A 24,808-nucleotide genomic window follows, 5' to 3' on the forward strand; every position below is an offset into this window, starting at 1 on the left:
CAATAACTTGCCAATTGGCGCTAGTGTATTAACAGATGGGGCATCTAAGCCTATTTATACGGATCCATTAACACAAAAATACACTGGTTCTATGTTGTCGCCCGGTATCACTGCTTGGCACGCTCTAGCTTATTCGATGGACGGGAATGGTCAAGTGATTGCTTATCAAGTTGGCCAAAATCAATGGCTTAAAGTATCAGACCTTTTAGCTGATGCGGTTATCACGCCGTTACCTTTTGGCTCTGTCGTTTTTAGTTACCAAGCCCAAGCATCCTTGTATCGCGACCCACTGCTGAAGCAGCAGCAAGGTAAATTAGATCAACGTTACAACGCTTGGGCAGCTACCGCTGTAGTGAAAAATAGCCAGGGTAAAACTTTGGCTTATAAATTAGGTCAAAATTAGTGGGTGGCCGCTGATAAAGTTACCGTACAAAGAGATAAAGGCGGCTTAATGATTCTGAAACAAGGGCTGTCACTGTATGATGTTAATGGGTATGCCACAACAAATAAAATCGCACAGTCTGGTGCTTATAAAGTCTTTGCTGAACGTTATATCAACGGGCAACAATCGCTTAAATTAGGGACAGATTTACAATGGGTCGCCGCATCAATGGGTGCTTATTATCCTTAAACGAAGCTAATAAACTGTGATCTAGTGAAGCAAGTGAGATAAACTGCGCGTAATAAATAAAGAGGTAGCGACTAACAAAGCGTTAAGTTTTGTCTGCCGCTACCTCTTTATTTATACCTATTTGAAAAACGCCTAGCTTTTTGCTATTGGGCGTATTTTGAAATTATAGTGCTAATGCACCCATTGGATCCCAAGGTGCTAGAACTTTAGGTTGATCATATTCCTTTTTAAGGACATCATTTTGAGCGTCACTTAAATATTTCTTATTGATGACGATCTGGTAAACAAATTGGTCAAACCAGTCATCACTCATTACGAAGTAGCCTTTATTACCGACTTTATCGCCCCAAGAATTTTCGACTTTCCATTTAGTTGGTTTCCCATCAACTAAATCAACCCCGGTCAGAACCATTGCGTGAGTCATTAAACTTTCACCATAGTCCAAACGTTGGGCTTTCGTCATCGATAAATCGACATCAAAAAGATCATCTAATTGATAAATGCCCGTGTCTAAGATACCAGCCTTACGGTCACTACTTTGACCGACATCACTACCAAACCAAACTGTTTCGCCATTTTGTAACTGTTTAACGGCCAGTTGTTTAAACGTGTCGATATCTAAATTTAAATGCCGAACTTCACGGCCGCCGACAACGTTGCCTAACATTTCAACCGTATAAAGGTGATTATAAGGCTTGTCTTCTGTAGGTGAGTTGATCAGTGAAACATAGTCGTCTAAATTCCAACCCACATATTTTTGGAAGAATTGTTGTGGTGTCAAATGATCTTGATGATAATTACCATCATCATCTTTATATTCCCAGTCGAATTCTGTAACTGGTTCGCCTAAAGCAAAGACTAAGATGCGGTAAACTTCACTGACCATCGTTTCGCGAGTAGCTGCAATTTGGGTGTCGTCAGCCCCGTCAGCCACTAATTGACGGAGGGTAACAGCATCTTTACGCAATTTCTTGTTTAAAACAGAATTGAGTTCCCGTGAAGTTGAGCTGTTATAAGTTTCCGGCATAACTGACTTAGGGACGATACCATATTTTTGAATTAAGGCACATAGCATATCCCATTGACCGCCATCTTGTTGTGGTGTTGCTAGTAAAAAGGCAACTTTACGATCTTCTAATGGTAGGCTGGCAGTATTTAAAATATTTTCATAGAAGTAATTAGACTTCTCTAATTTATCCCAAAAATTAGTGTAGTTTTGAGATAATTCAAAACCCTTTAACTTAAATTGATCTTGAAGCGGATGCCGCATGGTATTTAATGCAGCAAACATCCAGCAGCGACCAGATTGTTTTTGATTGGCAACAGAACCCGTATCTAATTCAACAGAAAAGACAGGGTCCATGGCGATTTGTGAATTGGTATCTTCACTACTAGCTAAGATACCGTTCTTCATAGTTGTCCGTTTCAAAGCATGGCTTTTTGGCAGTCTATCAAAAGTAGCTTTGAAGTCTTGTAAATTATCAGATGTAATTGGTTGACTCATTAGATGAACCTCCTATTAGTTATAAGTATGCTTAAGAAACACGCTTACCAGCCATAAAACAGCAAAGCCTTTTCTTATCACACACTCATGATACATAAAATATATCTTAGCGCATTTTAATTTTTTAGTCCACTGTTGCTGATTGAGAGAGGTGGCTACAAATATCCACTATTATGATTACGAACGGGTTATAAGGTTAGGGCAAAACCAATGCGGTCCCGATTATTTCATGAACGATTGTATTTTAAACGTGTTCCAAAAGGCAACGCCTTCACTCAACGACGAATGACTTAAACGGAAAGCCCACCGTTTTTCGTAATTTTTGTTGGTGCTCAGGCACTGGGCGCCTTTTGTCTCACTCTCGAACGTGTTATGCTGTAGGTGAATATGTAAACGCTATATTTTTGGTATAGCGTCGTTAGAAAGGGTGTGTTTTATCATGAGTACACAGCAGTTTTTTAACAATGATACGATCAATGCTCAAAATCCCGCGTTATCACGGATGAAGGTCCTTGTGGAAACAGCTTTTTATGGGCAAAACGTAACAGCAATTCAAAATGCGAATGCTATATATGAATTGGCAAAAAATAATCCGGACACGATTGTCACAGACCTGCCTGTACGACACACGGATGATCTAGGTCTGCCCGTGGACGCCAAGGTATTGGTCTATAATCACGGCCGAATTGTCGGGCGGACGGCGAAAGCGCGGCGGATTCTTCAAGAAGAAAGTCCTGAACAAGTGACTGAGCTTTTAAACTATTTACAAGAGGCTATTTACGCTGGTAACCGGCAAGCCTTTTGGCGCAGTGATGTTGTCGTCGGATTAGATGAAGCCTTTATGGTTAAAGCTCATGTCTGTATTCCTAAAGGTTATGAGCATAATCTTTATTCTTATATTATGAATTTTCAGTTGTTAAACGAACAATATAAAAAAATCTATGCGCGCTCAAAGGCATTTGCCAATGAACCGGATATTTACTTGTATGTGGATCCTAATTTCCATGATGATCGTTTTCCAGATGGGTTAGCAATATTTGACCGTGATCATAATGTGGCCGCAATTTTAGGCATGCGTTATTTCGGTGAGATGAAAAAGGGCACATTAACATTAGCATGGAGTATTGCTCACCGGCACGGCTATACAGCTTGTCATGGTGGTTTAAAGGCATTTCATCTCCAAAATCAACCGGATGCTGTTTTTGCCATGTATGGCCTATCAGGTTCTGGGAAATCAACTTTAACTTTGGCGAACCATCATGATAAATACGATATTACGGTCTTGCATGATGATGCGTTTGTCATTTCACGCCAAGATGGTTCTTCTACCGCCTTGGAACCAGCTTATTTTGACAAGACGCATGATTACACCATGGCTGGTCATGGCTTAGACTACTGCTTAACAGTGATGAATAATGGGGTAACTTTGAATCAAGACGGGCAAAAGGTACTGGTTACCGAAGATATTCGTAATGGGAATGGCCGTATGGTCAAGTCACGGTATATCACTAAGAATCGAGTCGATCATGAGACTCAACCCATCAGTGCTTTGTTTTGGATCATGAAAGATAGTAGTTTGCCACCAGTTATGAAAGTAACGGATCCTGTTGCTGCGGCTACCATTGGCTTAACTTTGGCTACCAAACATTCTACCGCCGAAAATGTGAGTGCCGCTGAAATGCAAAAAGTGGTTATTGTACCCTATGCTAATCCATTCCGGCTCTATCCTTTGGCTGAAGATTACCAAGACTTCAAGGCACTCTTTGACCAGCGACATGCCGCTTGTTACATTTTAAATACCAGCGCCTTTTTGGACCAAGACATTCCTAAAGAATTGACCCTTGATGCAGTGGAAGCCATTGTGGATGCGCGTGCTGAGTTTAAACCATTCCTGAATATTTCTGGCTTGAGCTATTTACCTTATGACCAGTACCCGGTTAAAGATACGCCTGCTTATCGATCTCTGCTGAAACAAGGCTTTGAGCAGCGTTTGACGTTTGTAGAACAACACAATGCGACTCGCAAACACCCACTACCGGATGAATGTCACGATTTTCTGGATCAAGTCCTGAGACAGCTTAGTTAAAATATAAAATCAAATTTGACATAGACCTGCGATATCTTTGTACGTTATAGCTGAATAACCTATAATGTAATTAATAAGGATATGGCAGGTTTTTTGTTTAGGAGGCACAATTATGCAAACGAGTGCATTATATCATCGCACCGAAAGTGAGTATGCTTTTTTATATAAACCGCGCGAGTTTGTTGTTCGGCTGCGGACGGCTAAAGATGATGTTCAGCGGGTCATTTTATATTATGGTGACCCCTTTGATCGACGGCCGCGCAAGAGTGGCGGCACTCGGTGGCATTATCAACGCGTGATCATGAACAAAGGTTTAGCCACCAAAGACCATCAATACTGGGAGATAAAAGTTCGACCGCAGTTTTCCCGAATCCAGTATGCTTTTCATGTCTTAGGCAAGGATGGCACGGAAATCTTCTATGGTGAGCTAGGATGTGCGGCGTTTAATCCTGGTGAGATACAGGATGCGGCTAATTATTTTCGTCTGCCTTATTTTCACAAGATCGATATGGCCAAAACGCCAGAATGGGTCAAACATACGGTTTGGTACCAGATTTTTCCGGAACGCTTTGCTAATGGCGACCCCAGCAATGATCCTGAAGGCACGTTGCCTTGGGACCCAGATCGAGCACCCACACGTGAAGATTTTTATGGTGGCGATTTGCAGGGCATCATCGATCATTTAGATTATTTACAGAAGCTTGGCGTTAATGGGCTGTACCTCACGCCAGTATTCAAAGCCCATTCCAATCATAAATATGATACAGTGGATTATTTAGAGGTCGATCCTGCTTTTGGGGATAAACGTATTTTTAAGGCTTTGATCGATGAAGCTCATGCCAGGGGTATGAAAGTAATGTTAGATGCGGTATTCAATCACATTGGTGACGAATCACTGCCTTGGCAAGATGTTTTGCGTAATCAAGAGCAGTCGCGCTTTAAGGATTGGTTCCATATCCGCAAGTTTCCAGCATCCTATGAAGCGACCGAAGATAATGAATATGCCCGGAAACTGACTTATGCCACGTTTGCTTTTACGCCACATATGCCCAAGTTAAATACGGCCAATCCTGAAGTTCAAGCTTATCTTTTAGATGTCGCGCAATATTGGATCAAGCAATTTGATATTGATGCGTGGCGCTTAGATGTTGCTGATGAGATTGATCATCATTTCTGGCGTAAATTTGCCACTACTTGTAAACGACTCAAGCCAGATTTCTATATTTTAGGTGAAGCATGGCATAATGCAGCACCGTGGTTAAATGGCGATGAGTTTACCGGTGTGATGAACTACCAATTTACGGGTTTGATCAATCGCAAATTCTTATTTAAAAATATCAGTAATATAGATTTCATTCATGGTTTGAACCAGCAATTGATGTCTTATCGGGCACAAACTAGTGAAGCTATGTTTAATGTTTTGGATTCTCATGATACGCCAAGAATCTTGACATTGGCGAATCAGGATAAAGATGCTGTTAAAGCAGCAATCGCTTTTACTTTTCTGCAAAAAGGCGTACCTTGTATTTATTATGGTGATGAGATCAGCATGGCGGGTGATAATGATCCGGACAATCGGCGGCCAATGCAGTGGGATCCTGATAAGCAAGATCAAGAAATGTATGAATTTATGCAGGCTTTGATCAAAGTTCGTAAACAATATGCTGTGTTCCTGTCTGAGGCACCAATGCAATGGCTTGATGCAGCTAATGGTGCGCTTTTAAAGTTAGTGCGATCAGGTCGGACGATCGATTTCGTTTGTTTATTTAATACGAGCAATCAACAGCAAGAGGTCAAATTAAAAAATGGCGATCAAGAAATTTTCAGTCGGCGCCTAGATGACATTGACGGTCGGGCTTATTTATTGCCTGAAGGCTTTGTCATACTGAAACGATGGAAAAAATAAACCAATAGATCTGGGGAAAGATACATGCAAAAATTATTTGAATTGGATCCGTGGTATTTACGGAGTCAAAATGTGACACCGGCACAAACAGCCGTTTTAGATCGAGCATTGGCACAAGATAACGGTGTCATTCAAATCAAAAATGGCGTTACTGCAGCTTTTGGGGGAAAAGTATTGCCTGGGAAATATTTACAGGCCTTTTTGCCTAATGAGGCGCAGCCACAGGAGATTCTAGAACCACTACCTGAATTCGGTAATTTTCAAATCTATTTTGCAGATCAAATGATCACGCCGACTGCTGCGAATGCTCAAGATTATCAAATTGATTTGAACTTAAAAAATGGGGTTATGACCCAATCATTTTTGTGGGTTAAGGCTGATTTGAAACTTGAAATTACTTTAAATCAATTTTTGAGTCAAGTTGATCTCAGTGCTGTCCAATACCAATTAGCTATCAAGATGATCAGCGGAACCGGAACATTAACAGTGACAACTGGTCTCAATGCTGCTGGTACTGAAACTGTTCAAAGTGATGATGTCAGTACTGCCATGGAAGATGGTGTTTTTGCACTTTCAAGACCACTACAAGTCTCAGAAAAAACGGTTGAAATGCACCTTGCGGTTGCTGCAACAACCGCAATCAAAGCAGGTCAGGCTCAGATTCAGACTGATATCGGTGAGCAAAGTATCCAGCAAAAATTAACGGCGCAGCTGCTGCCAGGAGAGACGTTAACCTTGGAACAGTTTGTGGTTGTGCGGTTGGTAGAGGCACCCGTGACCTCGGTAGCCGCCTTTTCCCACCGATTGCAGCAGCTGAAGACACTGGGCTTTAATAAAGTATTGCAACATTGGCAGCCTGCTTGGGATACATTTTGGCAAACTAGTGATGTGGTGATTGAAGGCAATACGACGGCGCAACAGGCTATGCGCTACACGCTTTATCAAGTTTTTCAACATCGGCCACATACGGCTAGAGAAACGCAAGTTGTGGGTATGCAGCAGGGTCGGTTCTTACCTCAAGTCAACTGGGAAATGTTGCCGCATACCTTAGAAGTTTTTCAAGAAGTATTGGGCTCAATTAATGCTAAAGCAATCATGCAAAGATTGTTTGATCATTTACCTATCGCTCGAGCTCACGCTGGAGCGTTAGGGTTACAAGGCGCATTTTTTCCGACTAGAACGCGTGTTGGTAAGCTGGTTAAACAAGATACACTGCGCGACGAAGAATCAATTTATGTAGGGGCACTGCTTGTTTTAGCTATTAAGAGTTATGTAGATGTAACCAACGACCGAAGTTATCTTAGTCACCACGGTGCGGAGATTGCCATTGAAGTTGCGCGCTTTTATATGCAAAGAATCACTTATCTGCCTGAAAATAAGCGTTATAGTTTTTTGGCCGTGACGGCACCAAATCAATTTGAAATTAATGAGAATCATAATTGGCTCACAAATACCTTGGCTAAATGGACGTTTGATTTTGTTTTAAAGATACTGCCACATGTGGACCAAGCGTTATTAGTGGCATTGCAATTTACACAAGATGAAGCGGCACAATTGAAGTACATTGCTCAGAATATGTATTTACTATCGGCAAATCAGCAGCAAGTTTTACCGCAGAGTCAGTCTTATGTGGATAAGATCGGCTTACCGGTTTTAAACCAATTAGCACCAGGGGCAGCACAAAACGCAGATCAATTACGGCGATCATCTTTTGTAAGTTTTCCTGAAGTTTTGCTGGGGTTATTATATTTTGAAGATAATTACGATAGAGAAGTCAAAGTTGCCAATTTTAATTACTATCAGCCCTTGATCAAGTCTAATCGATTGGTAGTTAACAATTTATTAGGGACCTTGGCGGCACATTTACAGTTAAAATCAGAAGCAACTGAGCGGACATTAGCTGCTTTAGATATGAATGCTTTATTCGCGAACCTTGAGAGTAGCCCGACGTTTGAAGAGCTCATGACAAATTGGACGTTACTTGTGCATGGGTTGGCAAATTTACAGCATGCGAATGGCCAATTATCTTTACGGCCATTTTGCCCCCGTGATTGGCAGCGGTATACGTTCCATTTGCGTTTTCAAGAACGATTACTGCAAATTACCGTTAGTTCAGATGTTACGGAGGTTCAATTGCTGACCGGATATCCATTAACGATTCAGTTGGATGGGCACGCAGTTATTTTGGAATAGAGTGTGAAAAAGGGCGCTGCCTTCTGGAACACATTTAAAATTTGATCGTTCGTAAACAAATAGAGTGGCCGAGACAAAACCAATGTTTTGTTTTCAGCCACTCTATTCAATATGGAAAAATATTAAATTTGATAAGCCTCTAAAATTTTGGGGCCGTTTGGTGTGCCGACAACGATTGTGTTGACAGTATCTAAAAAGAGCCCATGTTCTAAAATACCGACTTGTTCACTTAACCAATTAGCCAATAGATGCGGGTGATCGATGACGCCAAGGTGTAGATCAATCACATAATTGCCTGAATGCGTAATGATGTCATTACCATCATCATCCTTACGGAATTTTGGATTCAGACCTTCGTGCTGCAGCCGGTTAAAAACTTTTTTACTACCGTATGGAATGACCTCTAAAGGTAATGGAAAGCGGCCGATACGATCTACTAATTTGCTTTCGTCAACGATCCAAATATTACGCGTCGATGAGGTAGCAACGATCTTTTCAAAAGCATGGGCGGCACCACCGCCCTTGATGCCTTGAAAGTTTTTGTCAACTTCATCAGCGCCATCGATCGTTAAATCAACATGATCTACCTCATCAATACTTTTCATGGGGATCCCAAGTGATTCTGCCTGCTTGTGTGTTCGTTTCGAGGTTGCGACGCCAGTAATGTGTAAGTGCTCCTGTTTGACACGCTTGGCTAATGCATTAACCATGAATAGGACTGTTGAGCCTGTGCCCAAGCCAACAATCATACCATCTTTTACAAAATCAACTGATTTTTCAGCCGCGATCCGCTTTTGTTCAGCAATGTCCATTGACACTCATTTATCTCCTTTAGCTATCTTTAAATTGGTTTATGCTCTAAGTTAATAGTAACAGAGGCACAATTTATTTCAAATTAAAATTATTCATAAACAAATAGAGGGGAGCGAGATAAAAGGCGTTCAGCACCTGAGCACTAACAAGAATTGCGAAAAATGGAGGTCTTTCCATTTGAGCCATTCGTGGTTAGGCGAGGGTGTTGCCTTTTGGAACACGTTTAGAATTTAACTGTTTGTAAACAAATAACAAATAGAGGGCGCAAACAAAACGCTAGGTTTGTTTCGCCCTCATCCCATTAATTATAGTTACCATTTATTTAAACATGTTTGAAAGGACAGTATTTATAGCTACTAATAGTAACAAATTACTTAGATGGGGAACCCACGATTCATTGACCTTCAGACGACTAAGCTAGTTTTTAAATTCAATCGCTTGATAATCGGGGCCTTTATCAAATTGAGCACGAGCATAGCTGCATAATGGTAGAATTTTTTTATCCTCAGCTTTAGCTTTAGCGACGACGGCTGCAACAAGATGACTTGCAATGCCTTGCCCGCGTTGATCATCTCGAACAAAAGTATGGTTGATCGCATAGGCCGCACCATCGGCAAATTCTTGAAAAGTCACCTCGGCTAATAAGTTGCCATTGTCATCTGTTTTAAAATAGCGTCCTGGTTCGTAATCGAAATTCATCTGAATCCTCCTATTAATCTTTGCGAATAAATCTCAATGCGCCGCTAGGGCAAGTGTTAATAATACGTTCAACCGCCTCTGGATCCGCATTATCTGCTAGTATCCAGGGTTTGCGTTCTAAATCAAAAACGGCATGTAGCCCCCGGACACAGTTGCCAGAATGCTGACAAAGGTTGGTATTAAAAAAGACATCAACATGCTTACCGGTATATTTACGATAGCCTTGAGCCAGCAGTTCCGCTTCTGTGAAAGTGGTGTGAGATTTTATATCAGTCATAATGGCCACCTCTTTATTTGTATCCAGTTATTAGAATATGAAAACAAATCTTAATGCTTATCAAAACTATACCTCAAAGCCGTTCTAAAAGGCAAGCAATGGCTTTCATAGTTAGGCTTATATTGCGTCATAGAATTACCCACTGAAACATGATATGCTGTTACAAGAAATTGATTGGAGGCACACGCTTGAAAACACGTGGATTTGAGATTGTTACGAAATATCAAGATCAAGCTTTGCATCTGCCAGTGAGACAAACACGGAATGCAGCTGGCTATGATTTTGAAGCAGCAGCAGATTTCGATTTGCCATCTATTTGGCAGTTAAATTTTATAAAAATACTACATTTATTAAGACACCAAACAGAACAGCCAACAGTTGAGCAGGTAGAAACAGCGCAGCAAGTTTTGAAACCGTTTTTGATACCAACGGGCATCAAAGCTTATATGCAGCCAGATGAAGTTTTAATTTTAGTGAACCGCTCTAGCGGGCCATTGAAGCGACGTTTAATTTTGCCTAATGGGCTTGGCGTGATCGATGCGGATTATTATAATAATCCTGATAATGAGGGTGAAATTTTTGTGCAGTTGATCAATTATGGCGTAAAAACCGTACATATCAAAAAAGGTGATCGATTGGCACAGGGCATTTTTATACCTTATTTAAAGAGCGACCAAGATCAAAATGATGGCGCTCAACGTACGGGTGGTTTTGGGTCATCTGGAAAATGATCAGCTACTGCAATTGATATTTAAGAATGAAAGGAAATTAATTTGGCAAAAGCAAAAACACAATATGTTTGTCAAAATTGCGGCTACGTTTCGCCTAGGTATTTAGGCCGCTGTCCCAACTGCGGCGCCTGGAATCAAATGATTGAAGAAGTTGCAACGACAACCCGGCCTAAAGCGGCTAATCAAGTAACCGGTCAAGTTGCGAAACCAACCACATTAGCTCAAGTTGATATTGTGAAGGAGCCTCGCATTAAAACAAACTTAGACGAACTCAATCGCGTTTTAGGTGGTGGTGTCGTTCCGGGCTCTTTGATTTTGATTGGTGGGGATCCGGGTATTGGTAAGTCTACCCTGTTACTGCAAGTTTCAGGTCAATTGCAAGATACAGGTGGTCGCGTCTTGTATGTATCTGGGGAGGAAAGTGCCTCACAGATAAAATTGCGGGCGGATCGGTTACATGTTGGCGGTGACAACCTTTATATTTATCCAGAAACAGATATGAGTAATATTCGGCAAACATTAGATGAAATCAAGCCGGATTATTTGATTATTGATTCCATTCAAACGATGAACGAACCTAATTTAAGTTCAGTGGTAGGCAGTGTCTCCCAAATTCGAGAAATCACTGCTGAATTAATGAAAATTGCCAAGAATAAGCAGATTACAACTTTTATTGTCGGTCATGTTACTAAAGAAGGGGCCATCGCAGGACCTAAAATTTTGGAACATATGGTGGATACTGTCCTTTATTTTGAAGGGGACATGCACCACACCTACCGTATTTTGCGTTCTGTTAAGAATCGTTTTGGTTCCACCAATGAAATCGGTATTTTTGAAATGCAGAGCGATGGGTTGCAAGAAGTGGCTAACCCTTCGGAAATTTTCTTGGAAGAACGTTTGAAAAACGCGACCGGTTCTGCGGTGGTAGTGTCTATGGAAGGCACACGCCCAATTCTAGTAGAAGTTCAAGCTTTGATCACACCGACGTTGTTCGGCAATGCTAAACGGACAGCAACCGGGTTGGATTATAATCGCGTCTCATTGATCATGGCTGTTTTAGAAAAACGAGCCAATTTGATGTTGCAAAATCAAGATGCTTATTTGAAAGCTACCGGTGGCGTCAAATTAAACGAACCAGCGATCGACTTAGCAATGGCGGTGGCTATTGCTTCTAGTTATAAAGATATGGGTATTTTGCCGACGGATTGTTTTGTAGGCGAAATTGGTTTGACTGGTGAGGTTCGACGGGTGAACCGTATTGAACAGCGGGTAGCTGAAGCAGCAAAAATGGGTTTTAAGCGCGTATTTATTCCGAATAATAATTTGGCCCGCTGGGAACCACCAAAAGATATTGACGTAATCGGGATTAGAACTTTATCTGAAGCCTTAAAAGCATTATTCTAATAGTATAAATAGAAAGGGGGCGTCATAGATGAAAAAAACAATTATCAAGATTATCATTGCCGCCATTGGAGCCGCTTTAGGTATCAACTTTTTGCCGATTTTATGGCATTTATTCGGCTGGAATAGTGAACTATTAGTGGGGTCTAGCTTAGCAAGTGTGATCAATGCAATTATTGGAGCCATCATTTTCTTCATCATTTCGTTATTTCTCACTGATTGGATCGTTAAACTGGTTAATAAGGCTGAGGCCTATTTGACCAAACAACAGCCTACTTTTGTACTGTTTGGCGTCTTGTTCATGATCTTAGGTTTAGTGTTAGCCGCTCTGATCTCAACACCACTTTATCGAACCAATTTGATCGTGGTAAATACGATTTTACCCATTATCTTGTTCATTGGGCTTGGTTATTTGGGTTTTCGAGTCGGTACATTGCGCCGTGATGATTGGCGCAAGCTATTTCAATCGCGTCGACGGGATAATAATACCCAAAGTGATGATGGTCAGATATTAGCCCGCAAAGCGGATGATAATTTTCGTAAGTATAAGATTTTGGATACTAGTGTGATTATTGATGGCCGTATTCGTGATATTGCCAAAACTGGTTTTATTGAAGGCACTCTATTAGTGCCTGAATTTGTAGTCCATGAATTGCAATTGATTTCTGATTCAGCAGACAGTTTGAAACGGGCACGTGGTCGTCGTGGGCTGGATATCTTAAATGAGATGAAGGCTGCGGATGACATTTCAGTCGAGATGTATGATGGTGATTTTGAAAACTTGACTGAGGTAGACACCAAATTGATCAAACTCGCTAAATTACTAGATGGTATTGTGGTGACCAATGATTTTAATTTAAATAAGGTATCTGAATTTCAAAACGTACCCGTGCTCAACATTAATGCGTTAGCAAACGCGTTAAAACCGGAGATTTTACCTGGCGAGAGTTTACACGTAACCGTTGTTAAAGCAGGGACCGAAAGACAACAAGGCGTCGCGTATCAAGAAGATGGCACGATGGTTGTGGTTGAAGATGGCCAATATTATTTAAATCAGCTGATTGAAGTCGTAGTCACCAGTGCGTTACAAACTTCGGCTGGTCGAATGATTTTTGCGCGACCAGCGCATCAACAACGGGGGATTACCGATAAGGCTAAGAGCCACAAAAAAGATAATTCCAAAAAGAATTAGTCTCGCCTATTTGCTAATAAGTTGATTTGTTTTTTTCTCATGCAGCGGTTAAACTAGTGCATGGATATTTTTGATAATGAAAGAGGTTTTGATTTTGACTGACGATACGATTCGCGTTCGTTACGCACCAAGTCCAACTGGGCATTTACACATTGGTAATGCTCGGACCGCATTATTTAATTATTTATTTGCACGGCACAACAAAGGTAAACTGATTCTTCGAATCGAAGATACAGACACGAAACGTAATATTGCTGGTGGTGAAAAAAGCCAGATCGATATGCTGCACTGGTTGGGGATTGATTGGGATGAAGGACCAGATGTTGGCGGTGATTATGGACCTTATCGTCAGTCTGAACGTAAAGATATTTATTTACCGATCATTCAAAAATTAATTGATGCCGGCTATGCCTATGAGTCTTATAAGACTGAAGATGAGCTGGAAAAAGAACGAGAAGCGCAAAAAGCTCGTGGCGAAATGCCTCATTATGTTTATGAATATGCGGATATGAGTGAAACTGAAAAAGCACAAGCCATTGCAGCTGCTAAAGCTAAGGGTTTGACGCCGGTCATTCGGTTTAGGGTACCGACAGATAAAAGTTACCAATGGAACGACATCGTTAAAGGTAAAATCAATATTGAGGGTAAGACCATTGGCGGTGATTTTGTCATTCAAAAGCGCGATGGCATGCCAACTTATAATTTTGCGGTTGTCGTGGACGATCATATGATGAAAATCACGCACGTTTTACGTGGTGATGATCATATTGCCAATACACCAAAACAGTTAATGATTTATGAAGCTTTAGGTTGGGAACCACCAAAGTTTGGCCATATGACTTTGATTATCAATTCAGCAACCGGTAAAAAATTAAGCAAACGCGATGAGAGTGTGCTTCAATTTATTGAGCAATATCGGGAATTGGGCTACTTACCAGATGCGATGTTTAACTTCATTACCTTATTAGGCTGGTCACCAGTAGGGGAAGATGAAATTTTTACCCGCAAACAATTTATCAAACAATTTGATCCTAAACGTCTAAGCAAATCACCCGCAGCATTTGATCAGAAAAAACTGGAATGGATCAATAACCAATATGTCAAGAAAGCTAATCCAAGCTTGTTGACTGATTTATCTTTGGATAATTTAATTGAAGCAGGGCGTATTGATAAAAAGCCAGACGTCAAAATGATTGAATGGGTTCGACAATTAGTCGCTTTATTTGCAGATCAAATGAGTTATACACAACAAATCGTGCCATTGTCGGATATCTTTTTCATTGAGCCACCGGAGCTAGATCAAGATGCCATTGATGAATTAAAGAACGATACTGCACCGACAGTTCTGAATGAATTTAAGCAACGCATCGCAGCATTAGACATTTTCAGTGCGAATCGCATTCAAAATGTCATTTATGATATTCAGCATGAAACTGGCATTCGCGGCCGTAAGCTTTACATGCCGATTCGGATCGCCACAACTCGGGAGATGCATGGCCCACAATTGGCTGAGTCCATTGAATTATTAGGCATCGACAAAGTCATGCATCACTTGAATCAAACATTAGAACAAATGTCTAAATGGTAATCTATAACTAGGTAACTGCAGGTTATCATGGGATATGCGGTGAGGCCGGGGACAAAACTAAGGTTTTGTTTCCGGCCTCCCGTCGTTAATGAAAAGACCTATTTTCAAAAGCTAAGTCGTATCGCAATTGAGATATTGGCTCTATGCACAGAAACGAATATTTTGCGCTCCTTTCTGGAATTAAGTAGAATTAGTCTATAAGGATAATAAAGTCATTAGGAGGATGCTTATGCTTCGTGTTTTTAATACATTGACACGTGAAAAAGAACCATTTCATACGATTAAGCCGAATGTGGTAAATATGTATGTCTGTGGTCCAACCGTTTATAATTATATCCATATTGGCAATGCACGCAGCGTGATCGCATTTGATACGATTCGACGCTACTTAGAATATCGTGGATATCAAGTCAATTATGTCTCTAATTTTACTGATGTAGATGATAAAATGATCAACGAAGCAAATGCGGAACATACCACTGTTCCTGAAATCGCCAAGCGTTACATTGCCGCGTTTAAACAAGATGTGGCGCAGCTCAATGTGGCACCAGCCACGGCAAATCCGCGGGCAAGCGAAAATATTACCGAGATCATTGAATTTATTAAAGTATTGATTACTAAAGGCTATGCTTATGAATCTGATGGTGATGTCTATTATCGGGCTCGTAAGTTTAAGCATTACGGTGAACTGTCGGATCAAAATATTGATGAATTAGAGGCTGGCGCAAGCCAACACGTTGTTGCCGAAGAATTAGCCCAAAAAGAAGATCCCATCGATTTTGCTTTGTGGAAAAGTGCCAAACCTGGTGAGATCAGTTGGCCGTCTCCTTGGGGCGAAGGTCGTCCCGGCTGGCACATTGAATGTTCCGTCATGTCTACTAAGTATTTAGGGGATACTTTGGATATTCATGGCGGCGGTCAAGATCTTGAATTTCCCCATCATGAGAATGAAATTGCGCAAAGCGAAGCCAAAACAGGTAAGAAATTTGCGAATTATTGGCTCCATAATGGGTTTGTAACGATTGGCGACGACGACGAAAAAATGTCTAAATCACTAGGTAATTTTGTGACCGTCCATGACTTGGTCAAGGAAGTGGATCCACAAGTGATTCGCTTCTTAATGGCGACAACACAATATCGGCGGCCCATTCGTTATTCGCAAAAGAGCTTGGCTGATGCTAAAAGTAATTTGGAAAAATTGCAAAATGCGCTGACAAATCTTAATTATCGCTTTAAAGATGCTGAAACTGGTGCAGATCAGGCAGTTAATGAAGCAGTCGCAACCATTAAAGGTGGCTTTATCGAAGCGATGGACGACGATTTCAATGCTCAAAATGGGATGACTGAGATTTATGAATTGGCTAAGATCATGAACAACTACGCTAATGAAACAACTGTTTATTTGGATACTTTAGAACTGCTGCAAGGGGTTTTCCTAGATTTGACAGGTATTTTTGGTTTGAAGTTTAAGCTCAATGAATTGTTGGATTCTGAAGTAGAGACCTTAATTCAGCAGCGTGATGAAGCTCGAGCTAACAAAGATTTTGCTCAAAGTGATGCCATTCGGGATCAATTGAAGTCTGAAGGTATTTTATTAGAAGATACACCACAAGGAACGAGGTGGCGCCGCGCATGAAACCAGAATTATTGAATGGTATCGATCTAGCCTATTTAGGAGATGCCGTTTATGAAGTCTTTGTTCGAGAGCATTTACTGAACAAAGGTATTACTAAACCAGCACTATTACAAAGACATTCCAAAGAATTCGTCTCCGCTAAGGCGCAGGCTGCTTTAATTCATTTAATGACAGCAGCCAACTTCTTAACTGAATCGGAGACGGCCATGTATAAACGTGGGCGTAATGCCAAAAGCTATACAAAAGCAAAAAATACGGATACGACAACTTATCGAATTTCAACGGGATTTGAATCTGTTTTTGGCTATTTAAAATTAAATCAAGAGCAGCAACGAATTGCCGAAATCGCACACTGGTGTATTGATCAAGTGGAAGCGGGGAAAACACGTGAGTAAACACCCAAATAAACAAGCAGCAAAGCCCGCCGTAGAGCCACAGCCAGATATAGAATTTATTTATGGCCGTCATGCGGTCTTAAGTGTTTTGAAAAGTGAGGCTGTCCAGCGAGTCAACAAGATTTTCATGCTGGATACGATTCAGCCTAAGTTTGCCAATGAAATTCAGGCACTTGCTAAAGATAAACGATTGATTTTACAGAAAGTACCCAAAGCTAAGTTAGAACAATTAACCAAAGAAAATCACCAAGGTATTGTTGTTTCGATGGCACCAATACCTTATGCGACCTTGGAAGATTTATTCGCCCGAGCAGCGGCAAAACAAGAAGATCCTTTATTTGTGATTTTGGATAATTTGGAAGATCCTCATAATTTAGGCTCAATCTTGCGAACTTGTGATGCGATGGGCGTTCATGGCGTGATCATTCCTAAGCGGCGTTCGGCTAGTTTGACGGACATCGTTGCTAAAACTTCAACTGGTGCTGTCAATTATGTGCCGGTGGCGCGAGTTACTAATTTGGCACAAACGATTCAGAAGTTAAAAGATCAGGGTGTTTGGATATTTGGCACCGCGATGACTGGCGCCGATTATCGGACCTGGAATGCGAAGGGTGCCACAGCTTTAGTGATCGGTAATGAAGGTAAGGGGATTTCACCTAATGTGGCAAAGCAAATGGACGCAACCCTCAGTATCCCGATGCAAGGGCATGTCCAAAGCTTGAACGCCAGCGTTGCTGCAGGAGTTTTATTATATCAAGCCTATAATTCACGCCATCCCCTCGAGGTAAAATCATGAGACACGAGATCCTAATTGTGGATGGCTATAACATGATCGGGAACTGGCCGGAGTTAGCCAAGATGAAAAAAGAAAATCATCTAAAGGATGCTCGGGATAACCTTTTGGATCAATTATCAGAATATAAAAAATATGAACCGGATATGCGTATTATTTTGGTTTTTGACGCGATGTATGTCCCTGGTATCAAAGAAAATTTCAATCAATTTAATATTGAAGTTGTTTATACTCAGGAAGATCAAACGGCAGATAGCTACATCGAAGCTTTGGCGGAACAATTAAATCAGCCATTGAATCAAGTTACTGTGGCTACTAGTGATCAGGCGGAACAGTGGACGGTATTTTCACGGGGCGCGTTGCGTGTTTCTGCCTATGAGCTTTATCGACAAATGAAACGTACCCGACAAGAAATCCAGTCAGATGCGAAACATTATGATGCTGCCAATAAACGTAATCTGCCATGGTCCCGGCATCAACTACTTTTATTAGAAAAAATCAGAGATCAGCTAGGAAAATAAAGCAATTTTTAAAATATATTTTATGATAATTTGAACGCTCGTTTGCTTTCACGCCGGCGCTAAACGTGATATATTAACTTTGCCAAAGAGCTTGTGTTTGAGAGCAAGGAGCTTATTTTGGCAGAAATAAATTATCAAGAAGAGTTAAGGTTAGTTGATCAAGTGCGTGAAAATGGTATTTGGGCTTCAGAGGCTTTAGAAAATTTACTTGAAAAATATAAACCACTGATTTTTGCAGTCATGGGTCGATATCATCTACATTTGTATGAGACAGATGATTGGTTACAAGACGCACGCTTAGAATGTTACCTGACTTGCCTAAAGTTTGATCCTAACTCTGGTTCGCGTTTTGGCAGCTTCTTTAAGTTGAGATTTGAAAATGCCGTGCACTCACGGATCCGACGGCAATTGGCTAAGAAACGCTTAGCTGACCATCAAGCAAGTTCTTTTGAAGTATTGATGGAAAAACCAAATGTTCCTTATATTGCCAGCTTGCAAGAATCTACGGTACGTTTGGAAATACCTTTGACGGATTATCGAACCTTTGCTAAACGCTTGTCGCAGGTTGAACTACAGGCACTGTTGGTTATTTTGGGCCGCAAGACACTCACAGATATTGAAAGATCTTTGCATTTTAGCCGTGAAACGGTCAAGAATGCTCAGCAACGGGTGCGTAAGAAGTTTCGTCAGTATTTGCGAGAGGAATATGGTCATAATGAACAATTATGAGTTGACTTATTTCTATCTGGCGTGCTAAGGTTATTTGTGTGTTTTAACTTCCGTTATTAATTTGGAGGCTTAGATGGCTGTTAAAAAAGCTGCCTTAGCTTGTACCGTTTGTGGGTCACGTAACTATACAATTACCGTGAAACCTGAACGTAATGCAAGACTAGAGGTCAAGAAGTTTTGTCGTCATTGTGGTAAATATACGCTCCATAAGGAGACGCGCTAAGTAGCAGGGGTAGTTATAAATGAGTAAATTTATCAAAAGCGTTATCGCTGAAATGAAATTGACCACCTGGCCCACTGCAAAGGAAAATCGGCATGATACTGGGACTGTTTTGGTGACTTCCATATTATTTGCCCTTTTCTTTGCCGGGGTTGATTGGGTTCTATTAAAATTATTACAGATGTTTATTTTGAAATAATTAGGTATTTGTCATTAATTTTGGTATAATTTTGTTGAGAAAAACTTCCGTTGTGGAGTTTTTTTATTTTGCAGTTAAATTTCAAAAGGAGTTTATAAAATGGTTGAATCAGCTGAGAAACAATGGTACGTCCTACACACGTATTCTGGATATGAAAATAAAGTTAAAGCTAATTTGGAGTCTCGGGCCCATACGATGGGTATGGAAGACTATATTTTCCGGGTTGTGGTTCCAGAAGAAGAAGAACACGAAATTAAAAATGGCAAAGATAAAGAAATTATGAAAAAGACTTTTCCCGGTTACGTCTTGGTCGAAATGGTCATGACGGATCAATCTTGGTTCGTTGTTCGTAATACGCCAGGCGTGACTGGCTTTGTGGGCAGTCACGGTGCTGGGAGTAAACCGGCACCACTTTTAGATGATGAAATTCAAAGTATTTTGCATCAATTAGGGATGAGCAAGCGTCATTCAGATGTCGACTTTGAAGTTGGTGAATCTGTTAAAATTTCTGATGGTGCTTTTAGTGGTATGGTCGGCGAGATCACGGAAGTTGATAAAGAGAAATTTAAGTTAAAAGTTAATATTGAAATGTTTGGCCGTGAAACTAGTGCCGAACTTGACTATGAACAAGTCGATAAAATCTAATTAATCGTATGAGGCGATGTCATTGCGAGAGGTTTTGATCGTAGGGCTACTTTTACTTGTGATTGCCGTGTTTATATTTTTATGGGATCGTTGGCGCTTAAACGTGTTTATTGGCGTTCCTATAACAGCACGGGAACATTTTTCATATCAGCATCGCCCCACGCTTTTTATACATGGGTATCATGGTAATCGATATTCTTTTGGTCATCTTTTGCACCGCTTGTGGCAAGCAAATATTGCTGAAACAGTCGCACGAGTGAAAATCTATCAAGATGGGTCATACACTGTTGTTGGTTCGTTAGGAGATATAGCACAAGCACAAAATCCTTGTATTCAAGTTCTTTTCCAGCAAGCAACGGCTTCAGTACTGCAGCAGAGTGACTGGCTGCAGCATTTGACGCATGATTTATTTAAAAAAGGGGTTGCTTCTGTTAACTTAGTTGGCCATTCTATGGGGGCCGTCACAGCGGCCGTTTATTGTGCCCGTTATGCGGATCAGCCTGATTTACCCAAGGTTAAGCGCGTTGTAACGATCGCCGGACCTTTCAATGATTTTGAACTCGGTAAGGATACTAAGAAGATCTTTAGTTATCCACTGACTAAAAAAGGGCCAGAAAAGGTCACGCCAATTTATGTTTATCTAAGGACGCATTTACAGAAGTTACAAGAGCCAATTCATTTTTTGAATATTGTGGGTAATATTTTGCCAACCACGCATGTACAGCACGATGGCAGTGTTTCAGCTGATAGTGGGTTAGCATTGGGGTTCATTTTGGCGCCGACACAGCATCTCTATAAACAGGCAGTGATTCGCGGCGCCAATGCAGCGCATAGCTTACTGCACGAAAATAGCTTGGTAGATTTGAATATTATTGATTTTTTATGGCTGACACCATTAAAAGAAGCGTAACCATGCTGGTTAGGTAAACAAATAGAGGGTGAAGACAAAACTAACATTTTGTTTTCGCCCTCTATTTGTTTGCGAATAATTTTAGTTTAAACGTGTGCCAAAAGGCAACACCTTTGATCTCACTGTCTGCTTTTTACGCGGATCAAATGACAAGATTAAAGGGACATATTTAGCGGGTGCAATAAGTGAAATTGATTTTGACTTTCGAATAAGCGGCCAATTTGTAAGAGCTCAATTTCGGCGCCTTTACGAGCCATAAATTGAATACCCAAAGGTAAGCTTGCTTTGTCATCCAAAGCGGTGGGTAAACTGATGGCTGGTTGTCCAGTAAGATTCGCAAGTTGGGTAAATGGCGAATAGACGAGACTCTCATAAAATAGATCATAAATCAGATTTTTTTGTTCTTGTGGCGCTAAGTCTTGAACATGGGCGATTTGTGTTTGCAGTAAAGGTGACTGCAGTGGCGTTTTAATTTCAGGTGCTGGCCAAGCTGTTGTCGGCGTCAGATATAAGTCATAATTGCTCATAAAGTCTGCCATAACTTGGCTAGCTTGATCCCAAAGATTTAAGGCTGAACTATATTCAGCGGCTGTTGTATGTCGCCCAGCTTGATAAATGGCCCATGAAATTGGCTCAATATCGTTAGCGATAACAGCTCTCTGGTGCTGCTTTTCAAGAGCGGCGATCATCGCGGCCGTTTCGCCAGCATTCATGGTGAAATAACTGCGCATTAAAGCCTGACCATCAAGCTCTGGTTGAGCCTCAACAACACGAAAACCTTGCTGCCGTAAAAAGGTGACGGCTTGCATAACAGCAGTCTGGGCAACTGCGCTGACGGGAGTGCCCACCGGTGATTCGGTGGTATACGCAATTGTTTTGATGGTGTGTGTTGACGTTAGATTTTGAAAAGCCGCTGTTGGAATCAAAGGGGTTTGAAAGGGTGCGGCGGCTTGCAACGTTTGTAAGCCTTGTAATAAAGCCGCTGTATCAGCGATATTTGTTGTTAAAGCGAAGTTAATGGCAGCCCCTTGCCAACTGCGATATTCTCCTGGACCAACTGGAACGCGGCCGCGGGTGGGTTTTAGCCCAATCAAGCCTGAAAATGCTGCTGGAATTCGGATGGAGCCGCCGCCATCACTGCCAGTCACTAAGGGAACCATGCCGCTAGCTAAGGCACTAGCTGCACCGCCAGAAGAGCCACCTGGTGTATGCCCCAATTGCCAGGGATTATGACTGGGACCATAGAGTCGCGGATCTGTGATATTTTTAAAGCCAAATTCAGGTGTATTTGTTTGGCCCACGATAATGAAGCCCAGTGCTTGCAAGCGACGAACAAAATGATCGGTTTGAGCCGCAATTTGATGGGCTAACAGTTTAGACCCCATTGTGTTCGGTGTACCTTTGAGATTTTGACCGAGGCCTTTGAGCAATAAGGGTACGCCGAAAAAAGGCTGTCCCGTATCACTTAAGTGCATGGCTTCTTGGCGAGCAGCTGCAAACCGGGTATAGGTCACCGCATTTAATTGGGGATTCAATGACTTAATTTTAGCTTCTGTATCAGCTAGCAGTTCGGTTAAGCTAATTTTATTTTGGCGGATCAATTGAGCGGTCATTAAAGCAGATAACATTTGATTAGCGCCTCCTTTTATAGGTCTATTTTAACAAAGTTTACCTTGATTAACGCAGGAGAACGTGTTATATTCTTCAAGTATGTTTAGATACACCGTGGGAGGAGAAATTTTATAACTCCATTACACCACAACACGGACTAAAGGAGGCAATGTCTCGTGGCAAAAAAAGTAGCAAACATTGTTAAATTGCAAATTCCTGCTGGTAAAGCAACTCCAGCTCCTCCAGTAGGTCCAGCTTTAGGTCAAGCTGGTATCAACATCATGGGTTTCACAAAGGACTTTAATGCACGCACTGCTGATCAAGCAGGCATGATCATTCCTGTTGTGATCACTGTTTACGAGGATCGTTCATTTGACTTCGTTACCAAGACCCCACCAGCTGCTGTTCTATTGAAGAAAGCTGCCGGTGTTGAACACGGTTCAGGTGAACCAAACACTAAAAAAGTTGCTAAGGTAACTAAAGATCAAGTTCGCCAAATCGCTGAAACAAAAATGCAAGACCTAAACGCAGCAGACGTTGAAGCTGCAATGCGCATGGTTGAAGGTACAGCTAGAAGTATGGGCTTCACTGTCGAAGACTAAAACCAGCTTTTAGTATGTCGGATTGACAGTTAAAACTGTTAAATCAGGTGGGAGGGTCAAAACCCTGTGACCACATTTGCAAGGAGGAAAAATTCATGGCCAAAAGAGGCAAGAAATACATCGAAGCAGCTAAGCTCGTCGAAGCAAACAAAAGTTATGCTGTTGACGAAGCTGTCGATTTAGTTAAGAAGACAAACTACGCTAAGTTCGATGCAACTGTTGAAGTTGCTTACAATTTATCTGTAGATCCAAAACAAGCTGATCAACAAATCCGTGGTGCTTTGGTTTTACCTAATGGTACTGGTAAAACTCAAAAAGTCATCGTTTTTGCTGAAGGTGAACAAGCACGCCAAGCTGAAGAAGCTGGCGCTGATATCGTTGGTTCTGATGACTTAGTAGAACGCATTTCTGACGGTTGGTTAGATTTTGACGTCGCTGTAGCCACACCACCAATGATGGCTAAAGTTGGTCGTTTAGGTCGTGTATTAGGACCTAAAGGCTTAATGCCAAATCCTAAGACTGGTACGGTTACAATGGATGTAACTAAAGCTGTTAATGATATTAAAGCTGGTCAAGTAACTTACCGTGTTGACAAACAAGGTATTATCCATGCACCAATTGGTAAAGTTTCATTTACCAATGAACAATTATTAGAAAACTTCCGTACTTTGGAAGACACAATTGTTCGTGCACGTCCAGCATCAGCTAAGGGTACTTTTATCAAGAGTTTGACGGTAACTTCTACTTTCGGCCCTGGTATCAAAGTTGACGTTGCTTCATTTTAATTAATGCTAAATAAAAAGAACTCAGAAACATGACGTTAGTTTTGCTTCTGAGTTCTTTTTTTATACCCAATTTAGATTTAAAAGTGGTTTATAGATACTGGCTTTGCCTGATTAGGCATGTTTCGTTGTTACAATTTTCGCGAGTATATTACTGTCTAAGTGCTTATTATTTTGTTTAAGCAACAAGCAAACTACTTAGTAAGTACGTACGCCATCAAAGACGAATTTTCGTCTAGGTTGTGGACCCTGAACGACTGCCATCCTGTAAGGAGTTTTTTGTAAATAACCAAAAAAGCACGGTCTGTACTGCCCCATATTGCATGATCGTTGATTGAGACGGCGATTTTAATTTGATTTTTTTCAGTGATTTGGGTTCCAATAGATTTTCAGCAGCTTGCTCATTGAATATATTTACAAAATTGTCATAACCTGATTGTGGGGCGGATTCAGTTAGGATCCAATGTAGGCCATTGCGAATTTCATTTAAGGAAAATACATTTTTTAACATGCCGACAACGATAGCGCCAGCAACTTGTTTACGTTCATAGGTTTGATGCTCCGGTGTATCTAATACGCCATCTTTGAAATAGTTTTGAATCATTGTTTTTGTGATCTGTTGACCAGTGATTGGTACAATGAATGAGTTCGCTACCTCGATCAGTTGTTTTAATTGTAGACCAAAGCTGGGTAAGTCATCCCAAATTGGTAGTTTGGCTATTACCGTATGATTTGCAGTCAAAA

26 protein-coding genes are annotated in these 24,808 nt (G+C 41.1%); 20 read left to right on the top strand and 6 right to left on the bottom strand.

The genetic code is table 11. From position 1 onward, the window contains the following. Positions 1 to 7: 7 nt before the first annotated feature. Positions 8 to 403: a hypothetical protein gene (locus FHQ08_RS01625; protein ID WP_230912640.1), complete on the top strand. Its 396-nt coding sequence runs from the start codon at positions 8 to 10 to the stop codon at positions 401 to 403. A gap of 3 nt (positions 404 to 406) precedes the next feature. Further along, positions 407 to 631, top strand: a complete 225-nt coding sequence (locus FHQ08_RS01630) for a hypothetical protein (protein WP_230912641.1) — start codon at positions 407 to 409, stop codon at positions 629 to 631. A gap of 163 nt (positions 632 to 794) precedes the next feature. Here FHQ08_RS01630 and FHQ08_RS01635 read toward each other — a convergent pair whose 3' ends face one another. Further along, positions 795 to 2,135, bottom strand: a complete 1,341-nt coding sequence (locus tag FHQ08_RS01635) for a C1 family peptidase (RefSeq protein WP_230912642.1) — start codon at positions 2,133 to 2,135, stop codon at positions 795 to 797. Between the two features lie 439 nt (positions 2,136 to 2,574). Between FHQ08_RS01635 and FHQ08_RS01640 the strand changes: the two genes are divergently transcribed. The 3 genes from FHQ08_RS01640 to FHQ08_RS01650 all read left to right on the top strand — a co-directional run bounded on the left by FHQ08_RS01640 (position 2,575) and on the right by FHQ08_RS01650 (position 8,320). Continuing rightward, on the top strand, positions 2,575 to 4,221 hold the full coding sequence (locus tag FHQ08_RS01640) for a phosphoenolpyruvate carboxykinase (ATP) (protein ID WP_230912643.1): 1,647 nt from the start codon (positions 2,575 to 2,577) through the stop codon (positions 4,219 to 4,221). Positions 4,222 to 4,333: 112 nt separating this feature from the next. Continuing rightward, the gene (locus FHQ08_RS01645; protein WP_230912644.1) at positions 4,334 to 6,127 is read left to right on the top strand and encodes a glycoside hydrolase family 13 protein; all 1,794 of its coding nucleotides are present in this window, start codon (positions 4,334 to 4,336) and stop codon (positions 6,125 to 6,127) included. A gap of 24 nt (positions 6,128 to 6,151) precedes the next feature. Further along, complete coding sequence (locus FHQ08_RS01650; protein ID WP_230912645.1) at positions 6,152 to 8,320, top strand: glycosyl hydrolase family 65 protein; 2,169 nt, start codon at positions 6,152 to 6,154, stop codon at positions 8,318 to 8,320. A gap of 122 nt (positions 8,321 to 8,442) precedes the next feature. Here the strand turns inward: FHQ08_RS01650 and rpiA are convergent, their stop codons facing one another. From rpiA to FHQ08_RS01665, 3 genes are all read right to left on the bottom strand, one after another. Further along, the gene (gene rpiA, locus FHQ08_RS01655) at positions 8,443 to 9,132 is read right to left on the bottom strand and encodes a ribose-5-phosphate isomerase RpiA (RefSeq protein ID WP_230912646.1); all 690 of its coding nucleotides are present in this window, start codon (positions 9,130 to 9,132) and stop codon (positions 8,443 to 8,445) included. A 418-nt stretch (positions 9,133 to 9,550) separates the two neighbouring features. After that, complete coding sequence (locus FHQ08_RS01660; protein WP_230912647.1) at positions 9,551 to 9,832, bottom strand: GNAT family N-acetyltransferase; 282 nt, start codon at positions 9,830 to 9,832, stop codon at positions 9,551 to 9,553. Positions 9,833 to 9,845: 13 nt separating this feature from the next. After that, positions 9,846 to 10,109, bottom strand: coding sequence for a (4Fe-4S)-binding protein (locus tag FHQ08_RS01665; protein WP_230912648.1), 264 nt, complete (start codon positions 10,107 to 10,109; stop codon positions 9,846 to 9,848). Between the two features lie 149 nt (positions 10,110 to 10,258). Between FHQ08_RS01665 and FHQ08_RS01670 the strand changes: the two genes are divergently transcribed. The 13 genes from FHQ08_RS01670 (at position 10,259) to FHQ08_RS01730 (ending at position 21,069) form a co-directional block, all read left to right on the top strand. Beyond that, the gene (locus FHQ08_RS01670; protein ID WP_230912649.1) at positions 10,259 to 10,840 is read left to right on the top strand and encodes a dCTP deaminase/dUTPase family protein; all 582 of its coding nucleotides are present in this window, start codon (positions 10,259 to 10,261) and stop codon (positions 10,838 to 10,840) included. Between the two features lie 42 nt (positions 10,841 to 10,882). Further along, positions 10,883 to 12,244: a DNA repair protein RadA gene (radA, locus tag FHQ08_RS01675; RefSeq protein ID WP_230912650.1), complete on the top strand. Its 1,362-nt coding sequence runs from the start codon at positions 10,883 to 10,885 to the stop codon at positions 12,242 to 12,244. 28 nt (positions 12,245 to 12,272) lie between these two features. After that, entirely contained in the window at positions 12,273 to 13,433 is a 1,161-nt protein-coding gene (locus tag FHQ08_RS01680) for a PIN/TRAM domain-containing protein (protein ID WP_230912651.1), read from the top strand. Positions 13,434 to 13,527: 94 nt separating this feature from the next. Further along, positions 13,528 to 15,021: a glutamate--tRNA ligase gene (gene gltX / locus FHQ08_RS01685; RefSeq protein ID WP_230912652.1), complete on the top strand. Its 1,494-nt coding sequence runs from the start codon at positions 13,528 to 13,530 to the stop codon at positions 15,019 to 15,021. Positions 15,022 to 15,250: 229 nt separating this feature from the next. Next, the gene (cysS, locus tag FHQ08_RS01690) at positions 15,251 to 16,657 is read left to right on the top strand and encodes a cysteine--tRNA ligase (RefSeq protein ID WP_230912653.1); all 1,407 of its coding nucleotides are present in this window, start codon (positions 15,251 to 15,253) and stop codon (positions 16,655 to 16,657) included. Further along, a complete protein-coding gene (locus FHQ08_RS01695) occupies positions 16,654 to 17,052 on the top strand; it encodes a Mini-ribonuclease 3 (protein WP_230912654.1) in 399 nt (132 codons plus the stop codon). Before cysS ends, FHQ08_RS01695 begins: the two co-directional genes overlap by 4 nt. Then, on the top strand, positions 17,045 to 17,848 hold the full coding sequence (gene rlmB / locus FHQ08_RS01700) for a 23S rRNA (guanosine(2251)-2'-O)-methyltransferase RlmB (protein WP_230912655.1): 804 nt from the start codon (positions 17,045 to 17,047) through the stop codon (positions 17,846 to 17,848). The genes FHQ08_RS01695 and rlmB overlap by 8 nt, the downstream gene beginning before the upstream one ends. Next, complete coding sequence (locus tag FHQ08_RS01705) at positions 17,845 to 18,366, top strand: NYN domain-containing protein (RefSeq protein WP_230912656.1); 522 nt, start codon at positions 17,845 to 17,847, stop codon at positions 18,364 to 18,366. The genes rlmB and FHQ08_RS01705 overlap by 4 nt, the downstream gene beginning before the upstream one ends. A 117-nt stretch (positions 18,367 to 18,483) precedes the next feature. Then, a complete protein-coding gene (locus FHQ08_RS01710; RefSeq protein ID WP_230912657.1) occupies positions 18,484 to 19,095 on the top strand; it encodes a sigma-70 family RNA polymerase sigma factor in 612 nt (203 codons plus the stop codon). A 73-nt stretch (positions 19,096 to 19,168) separates the two neighbouring features. Next, the gene (gene rpmG, locus FHQ08_RS01715) at positions 19,169 to 19,318 is read left to right on the top strand and encodes a 50S ribosomal protein L33 (RefSeq protein WP_230912658.1); all 150 of its coding nucleotides are present in this window, start codon (positions 19,169 to 19,171) and stop codon (positions 19,316 to 19,318) included. 19 nt (positions 19,319 to 19,337) lie between these two features. Then, a complete protein-coding gene (gene secE, locus FHQ08_RS01720; protein ID WP_230912659.1) occupies positions 19,338 to 19,514 on the top strand; it encodes a preprotein translocase subunit SecE in 177 nt (58 codons plus the stop codon). A 99-nt stretch (positions 19,515 to 19,613) separates the two neighbouring features. Continuing rightward, positions 19,614 to 20,159, top strand: a complete 546-nt coding sequence (gene nusG / locus FHQ08_RS01725; RefSeq protein WP_230912660.1) for a transcription termination/antitermination protein NusG — start codon at positions 19,614 to 19,616, stop codon at positions 20,157 to 20,159. 16 nt (positions 20,160 to 20,175) lie between these two features. Then, the gene (locus FHQ08_RS01730; protein WP_230912661.1) at positions 20,176 to 21,069 is read left to right on the top strand and encodes an alpha/beta fold hydrolase; all 894 of its coding nucleotides are present in this window, start codon (positions 20,176 to 20,178) and stop codon (positions 21,067 to 21,069) included. Between the two features lie 155 nt (positions 21,070 to 21,224). Here the strand turns inward: FHQ08_RS01730 and FHQ08_RS01735 are convergent, their stop codons facing one another. Beyond that, positions 21,225 to 22,697 (bottom strand): amidase, encoded by a 1,473-nt coding sequence (locus FHQ08_RS01735; protein WP_230912662.1) that lies wholly within the window; start codon positions 22,695 to 22,697, stop codon positions 21,225 to 21,227. A 159-nt stretch (positions 22,698 to 22,856) separates the two neighbouring features. On the opposite strand from FHQ08_RS01735, the gene rplK reads away from it, so the two are divergent. Then, on the top strand, positions 22,857 to 23,282 hold the full coding sequence (gene rplK, locus FHQ08_RS01740) for a 50S ribosomal protein L11 (RefSeq protein WP_230912663.1): 426 nt from the start codon (positions 22,857 to 22,859) through the stop codon (positions 23,280 to 23,282). Positions 23,283 to 23,377: 95 nt separating this feature from the next. Beyond that, positions 23,378 to 24,067, top strand: coding sequence for a 50S ribosomal protein L1 (gene rplA, locus FHQ08_RS01745; protein ID WP_230912664.1), 690 nt, complete (start codon positions 23,378 to 23,380; stop codon positions 24,065 to 24,067). A 232-nt stretch (positions 24,068 to 24,299) separates the two neighbouring features. Here rplA and FHQ08_RS01750 read toward each other — a convergent pair whose 3' ends face one another. Next, the gene (locus tag FHQ08_RS01750) at positions 24,300 to 24,806 is read right to left on the bottom strand and encodes a DUF1836 domain-containing protein (RefSeq protein ID WP_230912665.1); all 507 of its coding nucleotides are present in this window, start codon (positions 24,804 to 24,806) and stop codon (positions 24,300 to 24,302) included. Positions 24,807 to 24,808: the final 2 nt, after the last annotated feature.

The sequence above is a fragment of the Agrilactobacillus fermenti genome, assembly GCF_021030645.1.
GTDB lineage: Bacteria > Bacillota > Bacilli > Lactobacillales > Lactobacillaceae > Agrilactobacillus > Agrilactobacillus fermenti.